Genomic DNA, 17,390 nt, shown 5'->3' on the forward strand with positions numbered 1-17,390 from the left:
CCGGACACCCGGCATCGTGACGCCGTGGTGCCGTTCGCGCTTGTAATCCATTGTTGCGGAACGCGTTCCGCTGTCAGGTATTTCTTTGGCATCCGTGAGCGGCAGCCTCCGGAAAGTGCAGAGAAACAACAAGTTTCACTGCTGATAGGTCGAAAAGTGTTGTTTATCAATTGGTTTGACTTAGATCGCGCCGGCAACCGCGTCGGTGGTGAAAAGTGACTCGGCCCATCCTTATTCGACGCGCGGTCCGGTCGCTTGCCCGGGCGTGGCACCCGGCCGATCCCAACCCCATCCGCTATGCTGCGCCGGTTTCGTTCCCGCAGTGGCGAATTCGTGTCGCGGCCGTCCGGCGCCGACAGCGCCGCCGCTAAACGTGTGCCACCTCACAAAAAGGCCGTGATTCGAGTCACGGTTAAGTCAAAAGGTTTATCCGCGCCGCCTGTCCGAAAAGGTGGGACTGACCTGCGCGAATTACCTTGGTATTGCGTCGTGATCACGCCGTTACCGAAACGAGACGTCGGTTTTCCGAAGATGACGGACGGCGCGCCGTCTCGTACGGTCCCTGGTAGCCCGAAACGGGTTACCGATGAGTAATCGACAATTGAATCCACGGAACTCGCGTGTGAGCGGCGCCGCGGTCGGCTGTATCCGACCATGGCCGCTGGGTAACTACCCGCTGGGCAATGAGCCCGCCGCTGCCGTGCCGGAACGAGAAGGCACGTCCCGAAGCACCCTTCCGCAGTAACCACACAACTTCAGCCCACCACGGTGGGCTTGCTTTGGCGCGCGCACCGCGAAAGGAAAGATATTGAAGAACGTCCGCAAGACGCTCATTCTCGCCGCGGTCACGGGCACCCTCGTGACCATCCCATCGGCCACCGCCAGCGCGGAGCCGGTCGGTTTCGACCCGAATGTGGCGCCCGCCGCACCGGCACCGGACGCTCCGCCGCCCCCGGCCCCGGACGCTCCGCCGCCGCCGGCTCCGGACGCCCCGCCGCCGGGCCCCGACGCCCCGCCGCCGGCCCCGATCAGGGCGTACAGCGTGAACTGGGACGCCATCGCGCAGTGCGAGTCGGGCGGTAACTGGGGAATCAACACCGGCAACGGTTTCTCCGGTGGTCTGCAGTTCACCTCGAGCACGTGGCACGCCAACGGCGGGTCGGGCTCGCCGGCGAGCGCGAGCCGCGAGGAGCAGATCCGGGTGGCCGAGAACGTGCTGCACTCGCAGGGCATCCACGCCTGGCCGGTCTGCGGCCGCCGCGGCTGACCTGCGTCGCCATCCGACGGCATGGCCGTCATCTGTTGGAAAGAAGCGCCGGGCCCTCGGGCCCGGCGCTTCTTCGCTGCGCGGATCGGCGTCTCAGGCGTCGGGTAGCGTCGGGCCCGTGACCGCAACGCCGCGCGAATTCGACATAGTGCTGTACGGAGCGACCGGGTTCGTCGGGAAACTGACCGCCGACTATCTGGCGAACAAGGCGCCACAGGCCCGCATCGCGTTGGCCGGCCGATCGACCGACCGGCTGCGGGCCGTCCGCGACACCCTGGGCGAGTCCGCGCAATCCTGGCCGCTGCTGCAGGCCGACGCGGCGTCGCCGTCGACGTTGGACGAAATGGCCGCGCGCACCCAGGTCGTCGTCACCACGGTCGGCCCGTACACCCGTTACGGGCTGCCGCTGGTGGCCGCGTGCGCCGCGGCCGGCACCGACTACGCCGACCTGACCGGCGAGGCGATGTTCGTGCGCGACAGCATCGACCTCTATCACAAGCAGGCCGCCGACACCGGCGCGCGGATCGTGCACGCCTGCGGCTTCGATTCCATCCCGTCGGATCTCAGCGTGTACGGCCTCTACCGCGCGGTCCGCGACGACGAGGCGGGGGAGCTGGCCGAAACCGACCTGGTCCTGCGGTCGTTCTCCGGCGGGGTCTCCGGTGGCACCGTGGCCTCCATGGTGGAGGTGCTCAGCACCGCCTCCAGCGACCCCGACGCCCGCCGGCAGCTCGCCGACCCCTACACGCTGAGCACCGACCGCAGCGCCGAGCCCGACCTCGGGTCCCAGCCCGACCTGCCGTGGCGTCGCGGCCGCAAGATCGCGCCCGAGTTGGCGGGCCTGTGGACGGCCGGTTTCGTCATGGCGCCCTACAACACCCGCATCGTGCGGCGCAGTAACGCCTTGCTCGACTGGTCCTACGGCCGGCAGTTCCGCTACAGCGAGAGCATGAGCCTGGGTTCCTCGCCGGTGTTGGCGCCCGTCGCGTCCGCCGCGATGACGGGGATCGGCGGCGCCACCTTCGGGCTGGGCAGCCGGTACTTCCGCCTGCTGCCCCGCAAATTGGTCGAGCGCATCCTCCCCAAGCCCGGCACCGGCCCCAGCGCCCAGGCCCGCGAGCGCGGCTACTACCGCATCGAGACCTACACCACCACGACCACCGGCGCGCGCTACGTCGCGCGCATGGAACAGCGCGGCGACCCCGGCTACAAGGCCACCTCGGTCCTGCTGGGGGAGTCGGGCCTGACGCTCGCCCTGGATCGCGACAAGCTTCCCGACCTGCATGGCGTGCTGACCCCGGCGGCCGCCATGGGCGACGCCCTGCTGGACCGGTTCCCGTCGGCCGGTGTGTCACTGCGGGTCGACCGTCTGGCCGAGTGACCTGGCTCACCTGCGCTTTCGGGCACTTACACGGGGGTAAACGGCCCTCCCTAGAATTGACGGGTGACCGCCAGCCCCAGCCCCGACATCGACCTGCCCAAGTCGTGGGATCCCGCGGCGGCCGAAGGCGCCATCTACCAGAGTTGGCTGGACGCGGGGTACTTCACGGCTGACCCGACCAGCGCCAAGCCCGGGTATTCGATCGTGCTGCCGCCGCCGAACGTGACCGGCAGCCTGCACATGGGCCACGCCCTGGAGCACACCATGATGGACGCCCTGACCCGCCGCAAACGGATGCAGGGATATGAGGTGCTGTGGCAGCCGGGCATGGACCACGCCGGCATCGCGACCCAAAGCGTGGTGGAACGGCAGCTCGCCGTCGACGGCAAGACCAAAGAGGACTTCGGCCGCGAACTGTTCATCGACAAGGTGTGGGACTGGAAACGCGAGTCCGGCGGCGCGATCAGCGGCCAGATGCGCCGGCTCGGCGACGGTGTCGACTGGAGCCGGGACCGGTTCACGATGGACGAGGGTCTGTCGCGGGCGGTGCGGACGATCTTCAAGCGCCTGTACGACGCGGGGCTGATCTACCGGGCCGAGCGACTGGTCAACTGGTCGCCGGTGCTCGAGACCGCGCTGTCGGACATCGAGGTCACCTACGACGAGGTCGAAGGCGAACTGGTGTCGTTCCGGTACGGCTCGCTCGACGATTCAGAACCGCACATCGTCGTCGCCACCACGCGGGTCGAGACGATGCTCGGGGACACCGCCATCGCGGTGCATCCCGACGACGAGCGGTATCGCCACCTCGTCGGGCAGACCTTGGCGCACCCCTTCGTCGACCGCGAGCTGATCATCGTCGCCGACGCGCACGTCGACCCCGAATTCGGCACGGGCGCTGTCAAAGTCACGCCCGCGCACGACCCCAACGACTTCGAGATCGGCCTACGCTATCAACTTCCGATGATCTCGATCATGGACACCAAAGGCCGGATCGTGGACACCGGAACGCGATTCGACGGCATGGACCGGTTCGAGGCGCGGGTCGCCGTGCGCGAAGAGCTGGCCGCGCAGGGCCGCGTCGTCGCCGAGAAGCGGCCCTATCTGCACAGCGTCGGGCACTCCGAGCGCAGCGGCGAGCCGATCGAACCGCGGCTGTCGCTGCAATGGTGGGTCCGCGTCGAATCGCTGGCCAAGGCCGCCGGCGACGCGGTGCGCAACGGCGACACCGTGATTCACCCGGCCAGCCTGGAGCCGCGCTGGTTCGCGTGGGTGGACAACATGCACGACTGGTGCATCTCGCGACAGCTGTGGTGGGGCCACCGCATCCCGATCTGGTACGGGCCCAACGGCGAACAGCGTTGTGTCGGCCCCGACGAGACGCCTCCCGAGGGTTGGGAGCAGGACCCCGACGTGCTCGACACCTGGTTCTCCTCGGGGTTGTGGCCGTTCTCCACGCTGGGCTGGCCGGAGCGGACGCCGGAACTCGAAAAGTTCTATCCGACAAGCGTTCTGGTGACCGGATATGACATTTTGTTTTTCTGGGTGGCCCGGATGATGATGTTCGGCACCTTCGTCGGCGACGACCCGGCGATCACCTCCGACGGTCGCCGCGGCCCGCAGGTGCCCTTCACCGACGTCTTCCTGCACGGGCTCATCCGCGACGAATTCGGCCGCAAGATGAGCAAGTCCAAGGGCAACGTCGTCGACCCACTGGACTGGATGGAGGCCTTCGGCGCCGACGCGCTGCGGTTCACGCTGGCCCGCGGCGCCAGTCCCGGCGGCGATCTGGCCGTCGGCGAGGATGCGGTGCGCGCGTCCCGGAACTTCGGCACCAAGCTGTTCAATGCCACCCGCTACGCCCTGCTCAACGGCGCGCGGTTGGCTCCGTTGCCGCCGCACGCCGAGTTGACCGATGCCGACCGCTGGATCCTGGGCCGGCTGGAAGAGGTTCGGGCCGAGGTCGATTCGGCATTCGACGGCTATGAGTTCAGCCGGGCCTGCGAGGCGCTCTACCACTTCGCGTGGGACGAGTTCTGCGACTGGTACCTCGAACTGGCCAAGACCCAACTCGCCGACGGCGCGGCGCACACCACCGCCGTGCTGGCCGCGGTGCTCGACACCCTGTTGCGCTTGCTGCACCCGGTCATCCCGTTCCTCACCGAGGCGCTGTGGCAGGCCCTGACCCGCCAGGAGGCCGGTCTGGAATCGCTGGTCGTCGCCGAGTGGCCGACGGCGTCGGGCGTCGAGCCGGATCGGATTGCGGTGCAACGGATCACGGACATGCAGAAGTTGGTCACCGAGGTCCGCCGGTTCCGCAGTGACCAGGGCCTGGCCGACCGGCAGAAGGTGCCCGCCCGGCTGGCGGGGATGCAGGACGCCGACCTGAGCGGTCAGGTCGCGGCCGTCACCTCCCTGGCCTGGCTGACCGAACCGGGCCCGGACTTCCGGCCGTCGGTGTCGCTGGAGGTCCGGCTCGGGCCCGACACGGACCGCACCGTCGTCGTCGAAATCGACACCTCCGGCACCATCGACGTCGCCGCCGAGCGGCGCCGCCTGGAGAAGGACCTGGCCGTCGCGCACAAGGAGCTGGCGTCGACCACCGCCAAGCTGGCCAACGAGGACTTCCTGGCCAAGGCCCCCGACCACGTCGTCGGCAAGATTCGCGACCGGCAGCGGGTGGCGCAGGAGGAATCAGACCGGATCAACGCGAGGCTGGCTGGGCTGCAATGACTTTCGAGCCGCCCGAGTGGGCACCGGACATCGAATCCGAACCCGGCCCAGAGCCGGCCGCCGCCCCCACCCCGGACGAAATCGCGTCGCTGTTGCAGGTCGAGCACCTGCTGGACCAGCGCTGGCCGGAGACCAAGATCGAGCCGAGCCTGACCCGCATCAACGCGGTGCTGGACCTGCTGGGCTCGCCGCAACGGGGGTATCCGTCGATCCACATCGCCGGCACCAACGGCAAAACGTCGGTGGCGCGCATGGTCGACGCGCTGGTCACCGCGTTGCATCGGCGCACCGGCCGCACCACCAGCCCGCACCTGCAGTCGGCGGTGGAGCGCATCGCCATCGACGGGCGTCCCATCACCCCTGCCCAGTACGTGGCGACCTACCGGGAGATCGAGCCGTTCGTGCAGATGGTCGACGAGCAGTCGCAGGCCGGCGCCCTCGGCGAGCCCGGCCCGGCGATGAGCAAGTTCGAGGTCCTCACCGCGATGGCCTTCGCGGCGTTCGCCGACGCGCCCGTCGACGTTGCCGTCGTCGAGGTCGGCATGGGCGGGCGCTGGGACGCCACCAACGTGGTCAACGCGCCGGTGGCCGTGATCGCCCCGATCGGCATCGACCACGTGGAGTACCTGGGCGACGACCTCGCCGGCATCGCGGCCGAGAAGGCCGGGATCATCACCCGGGCGCCGGCCGGCGCCCCTGACACCGTTGCCGTCATCGCCCGGCAGGCGCCGGAGGTGATGGAGGTGCTGCTGAGCCAGGCCGTCGCGGCCGACGCCGCCGTCGCGCGCGAGGACTCCGAATTCGCGGTGTTGAGCCGCCAGGTGGCGATCGGCGGACAACTGCTGACGCTGCAGGGCCTGGGCGGGGTGTATCCCGACGTCTTCCTGCCGCTGCACGGCGAGCACCAGGCGCACAACGCCGCCCTGGCGCTGGCGGCGGTCGAGGCGTTCTTCGGCGCGGGCGCCCAGCGCCAGCTCGACGTCGACGCGGTCCGCGCCGGCTTCGCCGCCGCTACCAGCCCGGGCCGGCTGGAACGCCTGCGCAGCGCACCGACGGTGTTCGCCGACGCCGCCCACAACCCGGCCGGGGCGGCGGCGCTGGCGCAGACCCTGGCCGAGGAATTCGACTTCCGTTACCTCGTCGGCGTGCTCAGCGTGATGGCCGATAAGGACGTCGACGGCATTCTCGCCGCGCTGGAACCGGTCTTCGACGCGGTGGTCGTGACCCATAACGGGTCGCCCCGGGCGCTGGACGTCGAGGCGCTGGGGGTGGCGGCCGCGGCGCGCTTCGGCCCCGAGCGGGTCAGCACCGCCGAGAACCTGCGCGACGCCATCGACGTGGCGACCGCCCTGGTCGACGAGGCCGCCGTGGCAGGTCACGCCGAGCGCTTCTCCGGCACCGGAATCGTGATCACGGGCTCGGTGGTCACCGCGGGGGCGGCGCGCACCCTGTTCGGGCGTGATCCCGAATGACGGAGCAGCGACCCGACCCGTGGCGCAGCTTCGCCGCCGTGATGGCCGCCACGTTGTTCCTGGAGGCCATCGTGGTGCTGCTGGCGATCCCGGTGGTGGGCGCGGTCGGCGGCGGCCTGACGTCGCTGTCGCTGAGCTACCTGATCGGCCTCGCCGCGCTGCTCGTGCTGTTGGGCGGGGTGCAGCGCAAACCGTGGGCGATCTGGGTCAATCTGGGCGTGCAGGTGCTGTTGCTGGCCGGGTTCGCGCTGTATCCCGGCGTGGGCATCATCGGTGTGCTGTTCACCGGGTTGTGGGCGCTGATCGCCTACTTCAGGGCCGAGGTGCGGCGCCGCCAGGGCTAGGCCAAGGCTAGATCGGCGCAGCGCGGGTCGCCGCGCGGTTATGTACGCTGTGCGCCGTGACCGAACGGACGCTGGTACTGATCAAGCCGGACGGCGTGCAGCGCCAGCTGGTGGGGGAGATCGTCGGCCGCATCGAGCGCAAGGGCCTGACCCTGGCCGCGCTGGAACTGCGCCGCGTCACCGAAGACCTGGCCGCGCAGCACTACGCCGAGCACGACGGCAAGCCCTTCTTCGGGTCGTTGCTGGAGTTCATCACGTCCGGCCCGGTGGTGGCGGCGATCGTCGAGGGCCCCCGCGCGATCGCGGCGTTCCGGCAGCTCGCCGGCGCGACCGACCCCGTCGAGAAGGCAGCACCCGGCACGATTCGCGGCGACTTGGGCCTGGAAACCCAGTTCAACTTGGTGCACGGCTCCGACTCGCCCGAGTCCGCGCGGCGCGAAATCGAGCTCTGGTTCCCCGGCGCGTAACACCGCCGAAAAACCCGCCCAGCACGCCCGTGAGCTCGGTATTGGCGGAGCTCGCGAGGTGATGTGGGATACTGATGACGGGTGAACGTCGCCGGACCGGTGTCGGACACCCGAATGAAGACTTAGACAAGCGCGACTACCGCCAGCTCGCGGTGGTGCGCCGCATGTCAAGCCGTCATTCAGCACGGCGCCGAGTGCGTTCTACCCGAACCTCTCGGGGCGAGACCATCACAAGTCCGGGAGAAGTGGCCCGGACCCATAGCGAAGCCCTCGCGTGGCCGCGTCGCAACGACGCGCCCGGGGGCTTGAGGAGAATACGTGGTAGACGGTGCCCCATCCGCAGACTCATCCCAAGACCCGACTCGGCACGAGGAACTGCCCGACCGCCTGAGAGTCCATTCGCTGGCGCGCACGCTGGGAACGACCAGCAAGCGCGTGCTGGACGCGCTGAGCGCGCTCGACGGGCGCATCCGTAGCGCCCATTCCAGCGTGGACCGCGAGGACGCGGTCCGGGTGCGTGACCTGCTGGCCGCCGATCAGTCGCACGGCGACCCGGGGGCCGCGAACTCCGACGTGGCCACGCGGGCCGCCGGCAGCGACGCGGTGGAAGAGCCGGAGTCCCGGCTGCTGCTCGAGACCCCCGCCGGTGACACCCCGGACAGCGCCGAGGGGGGCGCGACCGCCGCCGAGCGCCCGCACTACATGCCGCTCTTCGTCGCGCCGCAGCCGATCGAGACGGGCCCGGGCGCCCGCGGGGGCGAGGACGTCGACGCGGATTCCGATTCCGACGATGCCGACGATGACGACGACGACGAGGAACAGGCCGACCGACCGGCCAACCGGCGGCGTCGGCGGGGTCGCCGGGGCCGCGGCCGCGGGCGCGGCGAGCAGGGCGGACCCGACGGGGCGGACGACGACGAACCGCAGCAGCGGGGCCAGAGGGCGGGCCGTACCGACGCCGAGGACGCCGACGGCCACGACGCCGACGAGGGCGACGACGGCCAGGACTCCGACGAGGGCGACGACGCCGGTGACGACGGTTCGTCCGACGGCGCCAGCCGGCGTCGGCGCCGGCGGCGCCGCCGCAAGTCCGGCGCCGCCGACGACAGCGACGACAACTCCTCGCCCGACGACCCCCCGAACACGGTGGTGCACGAGCGGGCGCCCCGCGGTGGCAAGAGGGGCGACGATTCCGGCGGCAGCTCCAACGCCGAGATCAAGGGCATTGACGGCTCCACCCGGCTGGAGGCCAAGCGGCAGCGGCGCCGCGACGGGCGCGACGCCGGCCGGCGCCGCCCGCCCGTCCTCACCGAGGCCGAATTCCTGGCCCGCCGCGAGGCCGTCGAACGGGTCATGGTGGTCCGCGACCGGGTTCGCACCGAACCGCCCCATCAGGGCTCGCGGTACACCCAGATCGCCGTGCTCGAGGACGGCATCGTGGTGGAGCACTTCGTCACCTCGGCCGCTTCGGCGTCGCTGGTGGGCAACATCTACCTCGGCATCGTGCAGAACGTGCTGCCGTCGATGGAGGCCGCGTTCGTCGACATCGGCCGCGGCCGCAACGGCGTCCTGTACGCCGGCGAGGTCAACTGGGAGGCCGCGGGCCTCGGCGGATCGGACCGCAAGATCGAGCAGGCGCTCAAGCCCGGCGACTACGTCGTGGTGCAGGTCAGCAAGGATCCGGTGGGCCACAAGGGCGCCCGGCTGACCACCCAGGTGTCGCTGGCCGGCCGGTACCTGGTGTACGTGCCGGGGGCGTCGTCGACGGGGATCAGCCGCAAGCTGCCCGACACCGAGCGGCAGCGGCTCAAGGACATCTTGCGCGAGGTGGTGCCGTCGGACGCCGGGGTGATCATCCGCACCGCGTCCGAGGGCGTCAAAGAGGACGGCATCCGCACCGACGTCACCCGCCTGCAGGAGCGCTGGAAGCAGATCGAGGCCAAGGCCATCGAGGTCAAGGAGAAGGCCGCCGGCGCCGCCGTGGCCCTCTACGAGGAGCCCGACGTGCTGGTCAAGGTCATTCGCGACCTGTTCAACGAGGACTTCGCCGGGCTGGTGGTCTCCGGTGACGACGCCTGGACCACCATCAACGACTACGTCAATTCCGTTGCGCCCGAACTTGTTTCGAAGTTGGAGAAGTACGAGCCGCCGGCCGGTCCGGACGGCGCGCCGGGGCCGGACGTGTTCGCGGTGCACCGCATCGACGAGCAACTGGCCAAGGCGATGGACCGCAAGGTGTGGCTGCCGTCGGGCGGTACCCTGGTGATCGACCGCACCGAGGCGATGACGGTGGTCGACGTGAACACCGGGAAGTTCACCGGGTCCGGCGGCAACCTCGAGCAGACCGTCACCAAGAACAACCTCGAGGCGGCCGAGGAGATCGTCCGCCAGCTGCGGCTGCGCGACATCGGCGGCATCGTGGTCATCGACTTCATCGACATGGTGCTCGAGTCCAACCGCGACCTGGTGCTGCGGCGGCTGACCGAGTCGCTGGCCCGCGACCGCACCCGCCACCAGGTTTCCGAGGTCACCTCGCTGGGCCTGGTGCAGCTGACCCGCAAGCGGCTGGGCACCGGCCTGATCGAGGCCTTCTCGACCTCGTGCCCGCACTGTGCCGGGCGTGGCATCCTGCTGCACGCCGACCCGGTGGACTCGGCCCCGTCGAACGGGCGCAAGTCCGAGTCGGGCGGGCGCCGCGGCCGGCGCTCCAAGAAGAACCGGGCCGAGGAGCCGTCGGATCAGCCGGCCGTCGCCAAGGTGCCCACGCACGCCCCCGGCGAGCACCCGATGTTCAAGGCCATGGCCGCCGGCTCGTCCGGCCCGGCCGACCGCGAGGACGAGGACTCCGACGCCACCGACGAGATCGCCGACGACCTCGACGAGCCGAAGCGGCCCGCCGGCCTCGTCGACGCCGACTTCGACGAGTCCGACGAGGACTCTGAAGACTCCGACGAGGATGCTGAGGACGAGCTGGACGACGAGGACGACTCCGACGAGGACGACGACCTCGACGACTCCGATGACGACGACTCCGACGACGACCTCGACGAGGTCGACGACCTGGACGACTCCGACGCGGACGACGACGAAGATGACGACGACGCCGACGAGGACGACTCCGACGAGGATGACCTGGACGACGACCCCGACGATTCGGGCAACGGCGCTCGCCCGGCTGCGGGCGGCTCGGCGTTCGGGCGCCCCCGCCGCCGCGCGGCCGGCCGGCCGGCGGGCCCACCCATCCACGTCGACTGACGCCGGACCCACGTGCCAGTTTGATTCTGTAGCCGCTGGTCACGTACCCTTGGACAGTTGTCGTTAGGCTGGGCGAGCAACCCTTCCGGCCGGCGACAGCGGGACTCCCGAGCAATCGGCGCAGGCCCGCGCCCCAAGACCCACCACGCGCACTGCGGTCGGTGCGCGCGCGAGCGCGACCGAGCGGCGCAGACACAGAGAAGGCAGGAGCAGCAATGGCGACCTACGCAATCGTCAAGACGGGCGGCAAGCAGTACAAGGTCGCCGTCGGAGACGTGGTCAAGGTCGAGAAGCTCGACTCCGAGCCGGGCTCGAACGTATCGCTGCCCGTCGCCCTGGTCGTCGACGGCGCCAACGTCACCAGCGACGCCGCCGCGCTGGCGAAGGTCGCGGTCACCGGCGAGGTGCTCGAGCACACCAAGGGCCCCAAGATCCGCATCCACAAGTTCCGGAACAAGACCGGCTACCACAAGCGTCAGGGTCACCGTCAGCCGCTGACGGTCCTGAAGGTCACCGGCATCGCGTGATGAGCCGTCAGGCTTCCAACAGACACCACTGAGCGGAGAGCACAGATATGGCACACAAAAAGGGCGCATCCAGCTCGCGCAACGGTCGCGACTCCGCCGCGCAACGGCTGGGCGTGAAGCGATTCGGCGGTCAGATCGTTAAGGCGGGCGAGATCATCGTCCGGCAGCGCGGCACCAAGTTCCATCCGGGCCTCAACGTCGGCCGCGGGGGCGACGACACGCTGTTCGCCAAGGCGGCCGGCGCCGTCGAGTTCGGTATCAAGCGCGGACGCAAGACCGTCAACATCACGCCCCAGGTCTGAACTTCGCGAGCGTGACGCTGCGGCGGCTTCGCGAGTTCCGCCCCGGCGTTTCATTCACGAGGATGGGTAACCGATGGCCCGCTTTGTCGATCGCGTCGTCATCCACGCGCGCGCGGGATCCGGTGGCAACGGCTGCGCGTCGGTGCACCGCGAGAAATTCAAGCCGCTAGGCGGCCCCGACGGCGGCAACGGCGGCCGCGGCGGCAGCATCGTGTTCGTCGTCGACCCGCAGGTGCACACGCTGCTGGACTTCCACTTCCATCCCCATGTCGCCGCGCCGTCGGGCAAGCAGGGCATGGGCAACAACCGTGACGGCGCCGCCGGCGCCGACCTGGAAGTGAAGGTGCCCGACGGCACCGTCGTGCTCGACGATGGCGGCCGGCTGCTGGCCGACCTGGTGGGCGCCGGCACCCGTTTCGAGGCCGCCGCCGGCGGTCGCGGCGGCCTGGGCAACGCGGCGCTGGCATCGCGCGCCCGCAAGGCCCCCGGCTTCGCGCTGTTGGGCGAGCCGGGTGAGGCCCGCGATTTGACTCTCGAGCTCAAGACGGTCGCCGACGTCGGGCTCGTCGGATTCCCGTCCGCCGGCAAATCCTCGCTGGTGTCCACGATCTCGGCCGCCAAGCCCAAGATCGCCGACTACCCATTCACCACACTGGCCCCCAACCTCGGCGTGGTGTCGGCCGGGGAGCGGACCTTCACGGTGGCCGACGTGCCGGGGCTCATCCCGGGCGCGTCCCAGGGCCGCGGCCTCGGCCTCGACTTTCTCCGGCACATCGAACGGTGTGCCGTGCTGGTGCACGTCGTCGACTGCGCCACCGCGGAGCCCGGCCGCGACCCGATCTCCGACATCGACGCGTTGGAGGCCGAGCTCGCCGCCTACACGCCCACCCTGCAGGGCGACGCGGCGCTAGAGGATCTCGCCGAGCGGCCGCGCGCGGTGGTGCTCAACAAGATCGATGTGCCCGAGGCCCGCGAGCTGGCCGAGTTCGTCCGCGACGAGATCGCCGAGCGCGGCTGGCCGGTCTTTCTGGTGTCGACGGTGGCGCGGGAAGGCTTGCAGCAGTTGGTCTTCGGGCTGTCCAAGATGGTCTCGGAGTACAACGACGCCCGTCCGCCGAGCGTGCCGCGCCGGCCGGTCATCCGCCCGGTGGCCGTGGACGACAGCGGCTTCACCGTCGAACCGGACGGCCTCGGCGGTTTCGTCGTCACCGGCGCGCGGCCCGAGCGCTGGATCGGGCAGACCAACTTCGACAACGACGAGGCGGTGGGCTACCTGGCCGACCGCCTGGCCCGGCTCGGTGTCGAGGAGGAGCTGCTGCGGCTGGGCGCGCAGCCCGGCTGCGCCGTCACCATCGGCGAGATGACGTTCGACTGGGAGCCGCAGACCCCGGCCGGCCAGCAGACGGCCCTGTCGGGGCGCGGCACCGACGCGCGACTGGAACGCACCGACCGGGTGGGCGCCGCCGAACGCAAGGCCGCCCGCCGCCAGCGGCGGGAGCGCGGGGACCAATCGTGAGCGCGGCTCGCGACGCGATCCGCAACGCGCGCAGCCTGGTCGTCAAGATCGGTACGAACGCGTTGACCACGCCGTCGGGGGTGTTCGACGCGGGGCGGCTGGCCGGGCTGGCCGACGCGATCGAGGCGCGGATGAAGGCCGGTACCGACGTCGTCATCGTCTCCTCGGGCGCCATCGCGGCGGGCATCGAACCGCTCGGATTGTCGCGCAGGCCAAGGGATTTGGCGACCAAGCAGGCGGCCGCCAGCGTCGGCCAGGTCGCGTTGGTGAACTCCTGGAGCGCCGCCTTCGGCCGCTACGGGCGCACGGTCGGCCAGGTGTTGCTGAGCGCGCAGGACATCTCGATGCGGGCTCAGCACACCAACGCCCAGCGCACCCTGGACCGGCTGCGCGCCCTGCATGCGGTCGCGATCGTCAACGAGAACGACACGGTGGCCACCAACGAGATCCGCTTCGGCGACAACGACCGGCTCTCGGCGTTGGTGGCCCACCTGACCGGTGCCGAGGCGCTGGTCCTGCTCTCCGACATCGACGGGCTCTACGACTCGGACCCGCGAAAAGTCAAGGGCGCGAAGTTTATTCCGGAGGTCGCGGGCGCCGCGGACCTGGCCGGCGTGGAAGCCGGACCCGGCAGCGACCTGGGCACCGGAGGCATGGTGTCCAAGATGTCGTCGGCGCTGCTGGCCGCGGACGCCGGCGTGCCGGTGCTGCTCGCCGCCGCGTCCGACGCGGCCGCCGCGCTCACCGACGCCGAGGTTGGCACCGTCTTCGCCGCCCGCCCCGACCGGATGTCGGCCCGCCGATTCTGGGTGCGGTACGCCGCCGACGCGGCCGGCGCGCTGACCTTGGACGACGGGGCGGTGCGGGCGGTGCTCGCGCAGCGCCGCTCGTTATTGGCCGCGGGCGTCACGGCGGTCTCCGGCCGCTTCTACGGGGGCGACGTCGTCGAGCTGCGCGGACCCGACGGGGCCACGGTGGCCCGCGGCGTGGTGGCCTACGACGCCACCGAACTCGCCACCATGATGGGCCGCTCCACCTCGGAGTTACCCGGCGAACTGCGCCGGCCCGCGGTGCACGCCGACGACCTGGTCGCCGTCTAGCGCCCGCCGCCCGCTAGTGGAACGGGTTGCTGTTGGCCTGCCACGCCGCGGACTCGGGTCGCGGCCCGAAGCGGCGGGCGTAGTCCTCGTGCATGCGGGCCTGCTTTTCGTTCTTGAGCACGTCGACGAGGTTGGCGTCCAGCCCGTGCTGGGCCAGCCGATGCCGGCGCCACACCTTGTTCAACGCCAGCGAGACCAGCAGCGCCCAGGCATAGAGCGGCACCGTCATCTCGGTGTGTACGTACAGCGAGGCGGGCAGCAGCCAGAACGGCGCCAGCACGATCAGCGGCGGTATGGCCCACCGGATCATGTGGCGACGCACCGCACCCTTGCCGGCCAGGTCGTTGGCCACCCACGCCTGCATCGAGGCGGGCAGCGTGCGGCCGTACGAATACGCGATGTACTGCAGAGGATTCGGTTTGGCGTGTGCGGTGGCCATGGTGACTCCTAGTCGTCGAGGGCCCCGGCCGCCAGCGCGGCCGAATTGATCCGGGTCAACACCTGGTGCAGGTGCGCGAGTTCGCCGAGGTCGACGCCCAGGCGCGCGACGACGGCGGGCGGAATCTTCAGCGCCCGCCGGCGCAGGGCGGCGCCGCTGTCGGTGAGCCGGACGTCGGTCGAACGTTCGTCGTCGGCGTTGCGGCTGCGGCTGATCAGCCCGAGCGCTTCGAGGCGCTTGAGCATGGGCGACAGCGTCGCGGAGTCCAGCTGCAGCGTGGCCGCGATCTGCTTGACCGTCAGCGCGCCCCGCGGGTCCGGGGCGGATCTGCGGTGGTCCCAGAGCGTCAGCATGACCAGGTACTGCGGGTGGGTCAGCCCCAGTGGCTCCAGCAGTGGGCGGTAGACCGCCAGCACGGCACGGTTGGTGACGCTCAACGCGAAGCAGACCTGCTGTTCCAGGGCGAGCGGGTCGATCTCCGCAGCCGCCGACGTCGCCATACTTGCATCGTACGCTAATAGTTAGTGCCCTAACTATGTCGGCTACGACACACGCGTGTCACTCGGCCGAAGCCGGCTCCAGGTACAGCGCGCCCCAGACGATTTCGGCGAGCGTCGCGGTCAGCTCGGCGTCGTAGTCGGGCGGGCGCCCGGGCAGGTTCTGCTGGCAGGCCCGCTCGACCATCCACGTGAGCGCGCTGGCGGTGGTGGCGGCCGGTAGCCCGGGCCGAATCGAGCCCTCGGCCTGACCCTCCTCGATGACGCGGCCGAGTTGCTCGGAGATCCCGGCCAACAGACCCCGGTACGTCTCGCCCGTGGCGGCGTCGTAGGCGGCCATCTCGTTGAGGGCGACCAGCACCGCCTGGTGGCGCCGGTAGGTCGCGACGACGTTGGCCATCGCCGTCCGCACGTCGTCGGGATTGTGCCGGCCGGCGAGATTCCACCAGTGCCGGGCGCCGGCGGCCAGCTCGCCGAATACCTGGCCGGCGAGGCGGCGCAGCAGGTGGCCCTTGTCCTCGAAATAGATGTAGAAGCTCGCCCGCGAGATGCCGGCGCCGGTCGACAACCGGTCCACGCTGAGCTCGGTGAAGCTGGCGCCCTCGCGCATCAGCCGCTCGGTGGCGTCGAGCAGCCGGCGCTCCATCTGCTCCCGGCGCTGCTCGCGGTCCAATCCGCGCTGCGGCTGGGGTCTACGCGTGACCGACGGCATCGGCCGAGCATAGCCGAGCTTTCGACATATTGACTAGACACTTTGTCTAGGCATATTGTCGCGGAGAGTTTGTGACCAGGGTCATACGAGCGAAAGGGACCACCATGACCGTGCTGCCGGGGACGTCGGGCACCAGCCGCGCCTACGACGACATCGACCTGTCCTCGCGGGCGTTCTGGTCGACAAGCGCGGCGCAGCGCGAGCGGTCCTTCGCCGTCCTGCGGGCCGAGCGGCCGGTCAGCTGGCACCCGCCGGTCGAGGACGCGTTGATGCACGACCCCGACGACCACGGCTACTGGGCCGTCGTCCGCCGCCACGACATCGTCATGGTCAGCCGCAACAACGCCGCCTTCCAGTCCGGCAAGGGAGTGATGTTCGAGAACGTGCCGGTCGAACTGCTCGAGGCGTCGCAGTCGTTCCTGGCCATGGACCCCCCGCGGCACACCAAGCTCCGCAAGCTCGTCAGCGCGGCGTTCACGCCGCGTCAGATCCGTCGCATCGAAGACTCGATCAAGTCCAACGCCGAGGCCGTCGTGGCGGAACTGCGCGCCGCCGGCAGCGGCGTCGACTTCGTCGAGCACTGCGCCAAGCAACTGCCCGTCCGCACGCTGTCCGACATGGTCGGCATTCCGGACTCCGAGCGCCAGCAGGTGGCCCAGGCCGCCGACGCGCTGGTGTCCTGGGCCGACCCGGCCTACCTCGACGGTCGCCACCCCTTGCAGGTCCTGATCGAGAACCAGACCTATCTGCATCAGGTCGCCGGCGCGCTGGCGGAACAGCGGCGCAAGAACCCCGGTGACGACCTGTTCAGCGCGTTGGTCAACGCCGAGGTCGACGGCGACCGGCTCACCGACGCCGACGTGGCCGCGTTCTTCGTGCTGCTCGCCGTGGCCGGCAACGACACCACCCGCCAGACCACCAGCCACGCCATGAAGGCGCTCACCGATTTCCCGGCGGAACGTGCTTGGCTGACAGCCGCTTTCGACGAACGCATCGGCACCGCGGTCGAGGAGTTCATCCGGTGGGCCACGCCGGTGATGACCTTCCGCCGCACCGCCGCCACCGATCTGGAGCTGGGCGGCCAGCGGATCGCGGCGGGGGAGAAGGTGGTCATGTTCTACACCTCCGGCAACTGGGACACCGAGGTGTTCGATCACCCCGAGCGGCTTGACCTGGGTCGCGACCCCAACCCGCACGTCGGGTTCGGCGGCGGTGGCGTGCACTTCTGCCTCGGCGCCCACGTGGCGCGCGCGCAGCTGCGGGCCATCTTCGCCGAATTGCTGCGGCAGCTGCCGAACATCGAGGCGGGGGATCCGGCCTACGTGCCGGGCAACTTTATTCATGCGGTCCGCAGCATGCCCTGCACGTTCTGAAGCCC

At 70.2% G+C, this 17,390-nt stretch carries 16 protein-coding genes; 13 read left to right on the forward strand and 3 right to left on the reverse strand.

The features are described from left to right. Positions 1-24 precede the first annotated feature (24 nt). The 12 genes from A5700_RS26075 (at position 25) to proB (ending at position 14,364) form a co-directional block, all read left to right on the forward strand. Positions 25-219 (forward strand): hypothetical protein, encoded by a 195-nt coding sequence (locus A5700_RS26075; RefSeq protein ID WP_156671172.1) that lies wholly within the window; start codon positions 25-27, stop codon positions 217-219. Positions 220-808: 589 nt separating this feature from the next. Next, entirely contained in the window at positions 809-1,267 is a 459-nt protein-coding gene (locus A5700_RS10095) for a transglycosylase family protein (RefSeq protein WP_068070024.1), read from the forward strand. A 118-nt stretch (positions 1,268-1,385) separates the two neighbouring features. Further along, the gene (locus A5700_RS10100) at positions 1,386-2,648 is read left to right on the forward strand and encodes a trans-acting enoyl reductase family protein (protein ID WP_068204693.1); all 1,263 of its coding nucleotides are present in this window, start codon (positions 1,386-1,388) and stop codon (positions 2,646-2,648) included. A 63-nt stretch (positions 2,649-2,711) separates the two neighbouring features. Continuing rightward, positions 2,712-5,381 (forward strand): valine--tRNA ligase, encoded by a 2,670-nt coding sequence (locus tag A5700_RS10105; RefSeq protein ID WP_068073306.1) that lies wholly within the window; start codon positions 2,712-2,714, stop codon positions 5,379-5,381. After that, on the forward strand, positions 5,378-6,853 hold the full coding sequence (locus tag A5700_RS10110) for a folylpolyglutamate synthase/dihydrofolate synthase family protein (RefSeq protein ID WP_068073304.1): 1,476 nt from the start codon (positions 5,378-5,380) through the stop codon (positions 6,851-6,853). Before A5700_RS10105 ends, A5700_RS10110 begins: the two co-directional genes overlap by 4 nt. Beyond that, positions 6,850-7,197, forward strand: a complete 348-nt coding sequence (locus A5700_RS10115; protein ID WP_068073302.1) for a DUF4233 domain-containing protein — start codon at positions 6,850-6,852, stop codon at positions 7,195-7,197. Before A5700_RS10110 ends, A5700_RS10115 begins: the two co-directional genes overlap by 4 nt. Positions 7,198-7,253: 56 nt before the next feature. Next, positions 7,254-7,664, forward strand: coding sequence for a nucleoside-diphosphate kinase (gene ndk, locus A5700_RS10120; protein ID WP_068073300.1), 411 nt, complete (start codon positions 7,254-7,256; stop codon positions 7,662-7,664). Between the two features lie 318 nt (positions 7,665-7,982). Then, a complete protein-coding gene (locus tag A5700_RS10125; protein ID WP_082966227.1) occupies positions 7,983-10,919 on the forward strand; it encodes an Rne/Rng family ribonuclease in 2,937 nt (978 codons plus the stop codon). A gap of 215 nt (positions 10,920-11,134) precedes the next feature. Then, the gene (gene rplU, locus A5700_RS10130; protein ID WP_068073296.1) at positions 11,135-11,446 is read left to right on the forward strand and encodes a 50S ribosomal protein L21; all 312 of its coding nucleotides are present in this window, start codon (positions 11,135-11,137) and stop codon (positions 11,444-11,446) included. A 47-nt stretch (positions 11,447-11,493) separates the two neighbouring features. Next, the gene (rpmA, locus tag A5700_RS10135; RefSeq protein WP_068073294.1) at positions 11,494-11,748 is read left to right on the forward strand and encodes a 50S ribosomal protein L27; all 255 of its coding nucleotides are present in this window, start codon (positions 11,494-11,496) and stop codon (positions 11,746-11,748) included. A gap of 73 nt (positions 11,749-11,821) precedes the next feature. Then, the gene (gene obgE / locus A5700_RS10140; RefSeq protein ID WP_068073292.1) at positions 11,822-13,264 is read left to right on the forward strand and encodes a GTPase ObgE; all 1,443 of its coding nucleotides are present in this window, start codon (positions 11,822-11,824) and stop codon (positions 13,262-13,264) included. After that, positions 13,258-14,364, forward strand: coding sequence for a glutamate 5-kinase (gene proB, locus A5700_RS10145; protein ID WP_156671180.1), 1,107 nt, complete (start codon positions 13,258-13,260; stop codon positions 14,362-14,364). Before obgE ends, proB begins: the two co-directional genes overlap by 7 nt. Before the next feature lie 13 nt (positions 14,365-14,377). Here proB and A5700_RS10150 read toward each other — a convergent pair whose 3' ends face one another. Genes A5700_RS10150 through A5700_RS10160 form a run of 3 tightly spaced genes read right to left on the reverse strand, consistent with a single transcriptional unit; the run spans position 14,378 to position 16,012 of the window. Beyond that, positions 14,378-14,803, reverse strand: coding sequence for a DUF5313 domain-containing protein (locus A5700_RS10150; protein ID WP_068073288.1), 426 nt, complete (start codon positions 14,801-14,803; stop codon positions 14,378-14,380). An 8-nt stretch (positions 14,804-14,811) separates the two neighbouring features. Further along, complete coding sequence (locus A5700_RS10155; protein ID WP_068073286.1) at positions 14,812-15,303, reverse strand: MarR family winged helix-turn-helix transcriptional regulator; 492 nt, start codon at positions 15,301-15,303, stop codon at positions 14,812-14,814. Positions 15,304-15,361: 58 nt separating this feature from the next. Further along, positions 15,362-16,012, reverse strand: coding sequence for a TetR/AcrR family transcriptional regulator (locus A5700_RS10160; protein ID WP_068073284.1), 651 nt, complete (start codon positions 16,010-16,012; stop codon positions 15,362-15,364). Positions 16,013-16,116: 104 nt separating this feature from the next. On the opposite strand from A5700_RS10160, the gene A5700_RS10165 reads away from it, so the two are divergent. Continuing rightward, positions 16,117-17,385, forward strand: coding sequence for a cytochrome P450 (locus tag A5700_RS10165; protein ID WP_068073282.1), 1,269 nt, complete (start codon positions 16,117-16,119; stop codon positions 17,383-17,385). Positions 17,386-17,390 lie beyond the last annotated feature (5 nt).

Origin of the sequence: Mycobacterium sp. E1214 (genome assembly GCF_001666755.1) — a bacterium.
Classification (GTDB): Bacteria; Actinomycetota; Actinomycetes; order Mycobacteriales; family Mycobacteriaceae; genus Mycobacterium.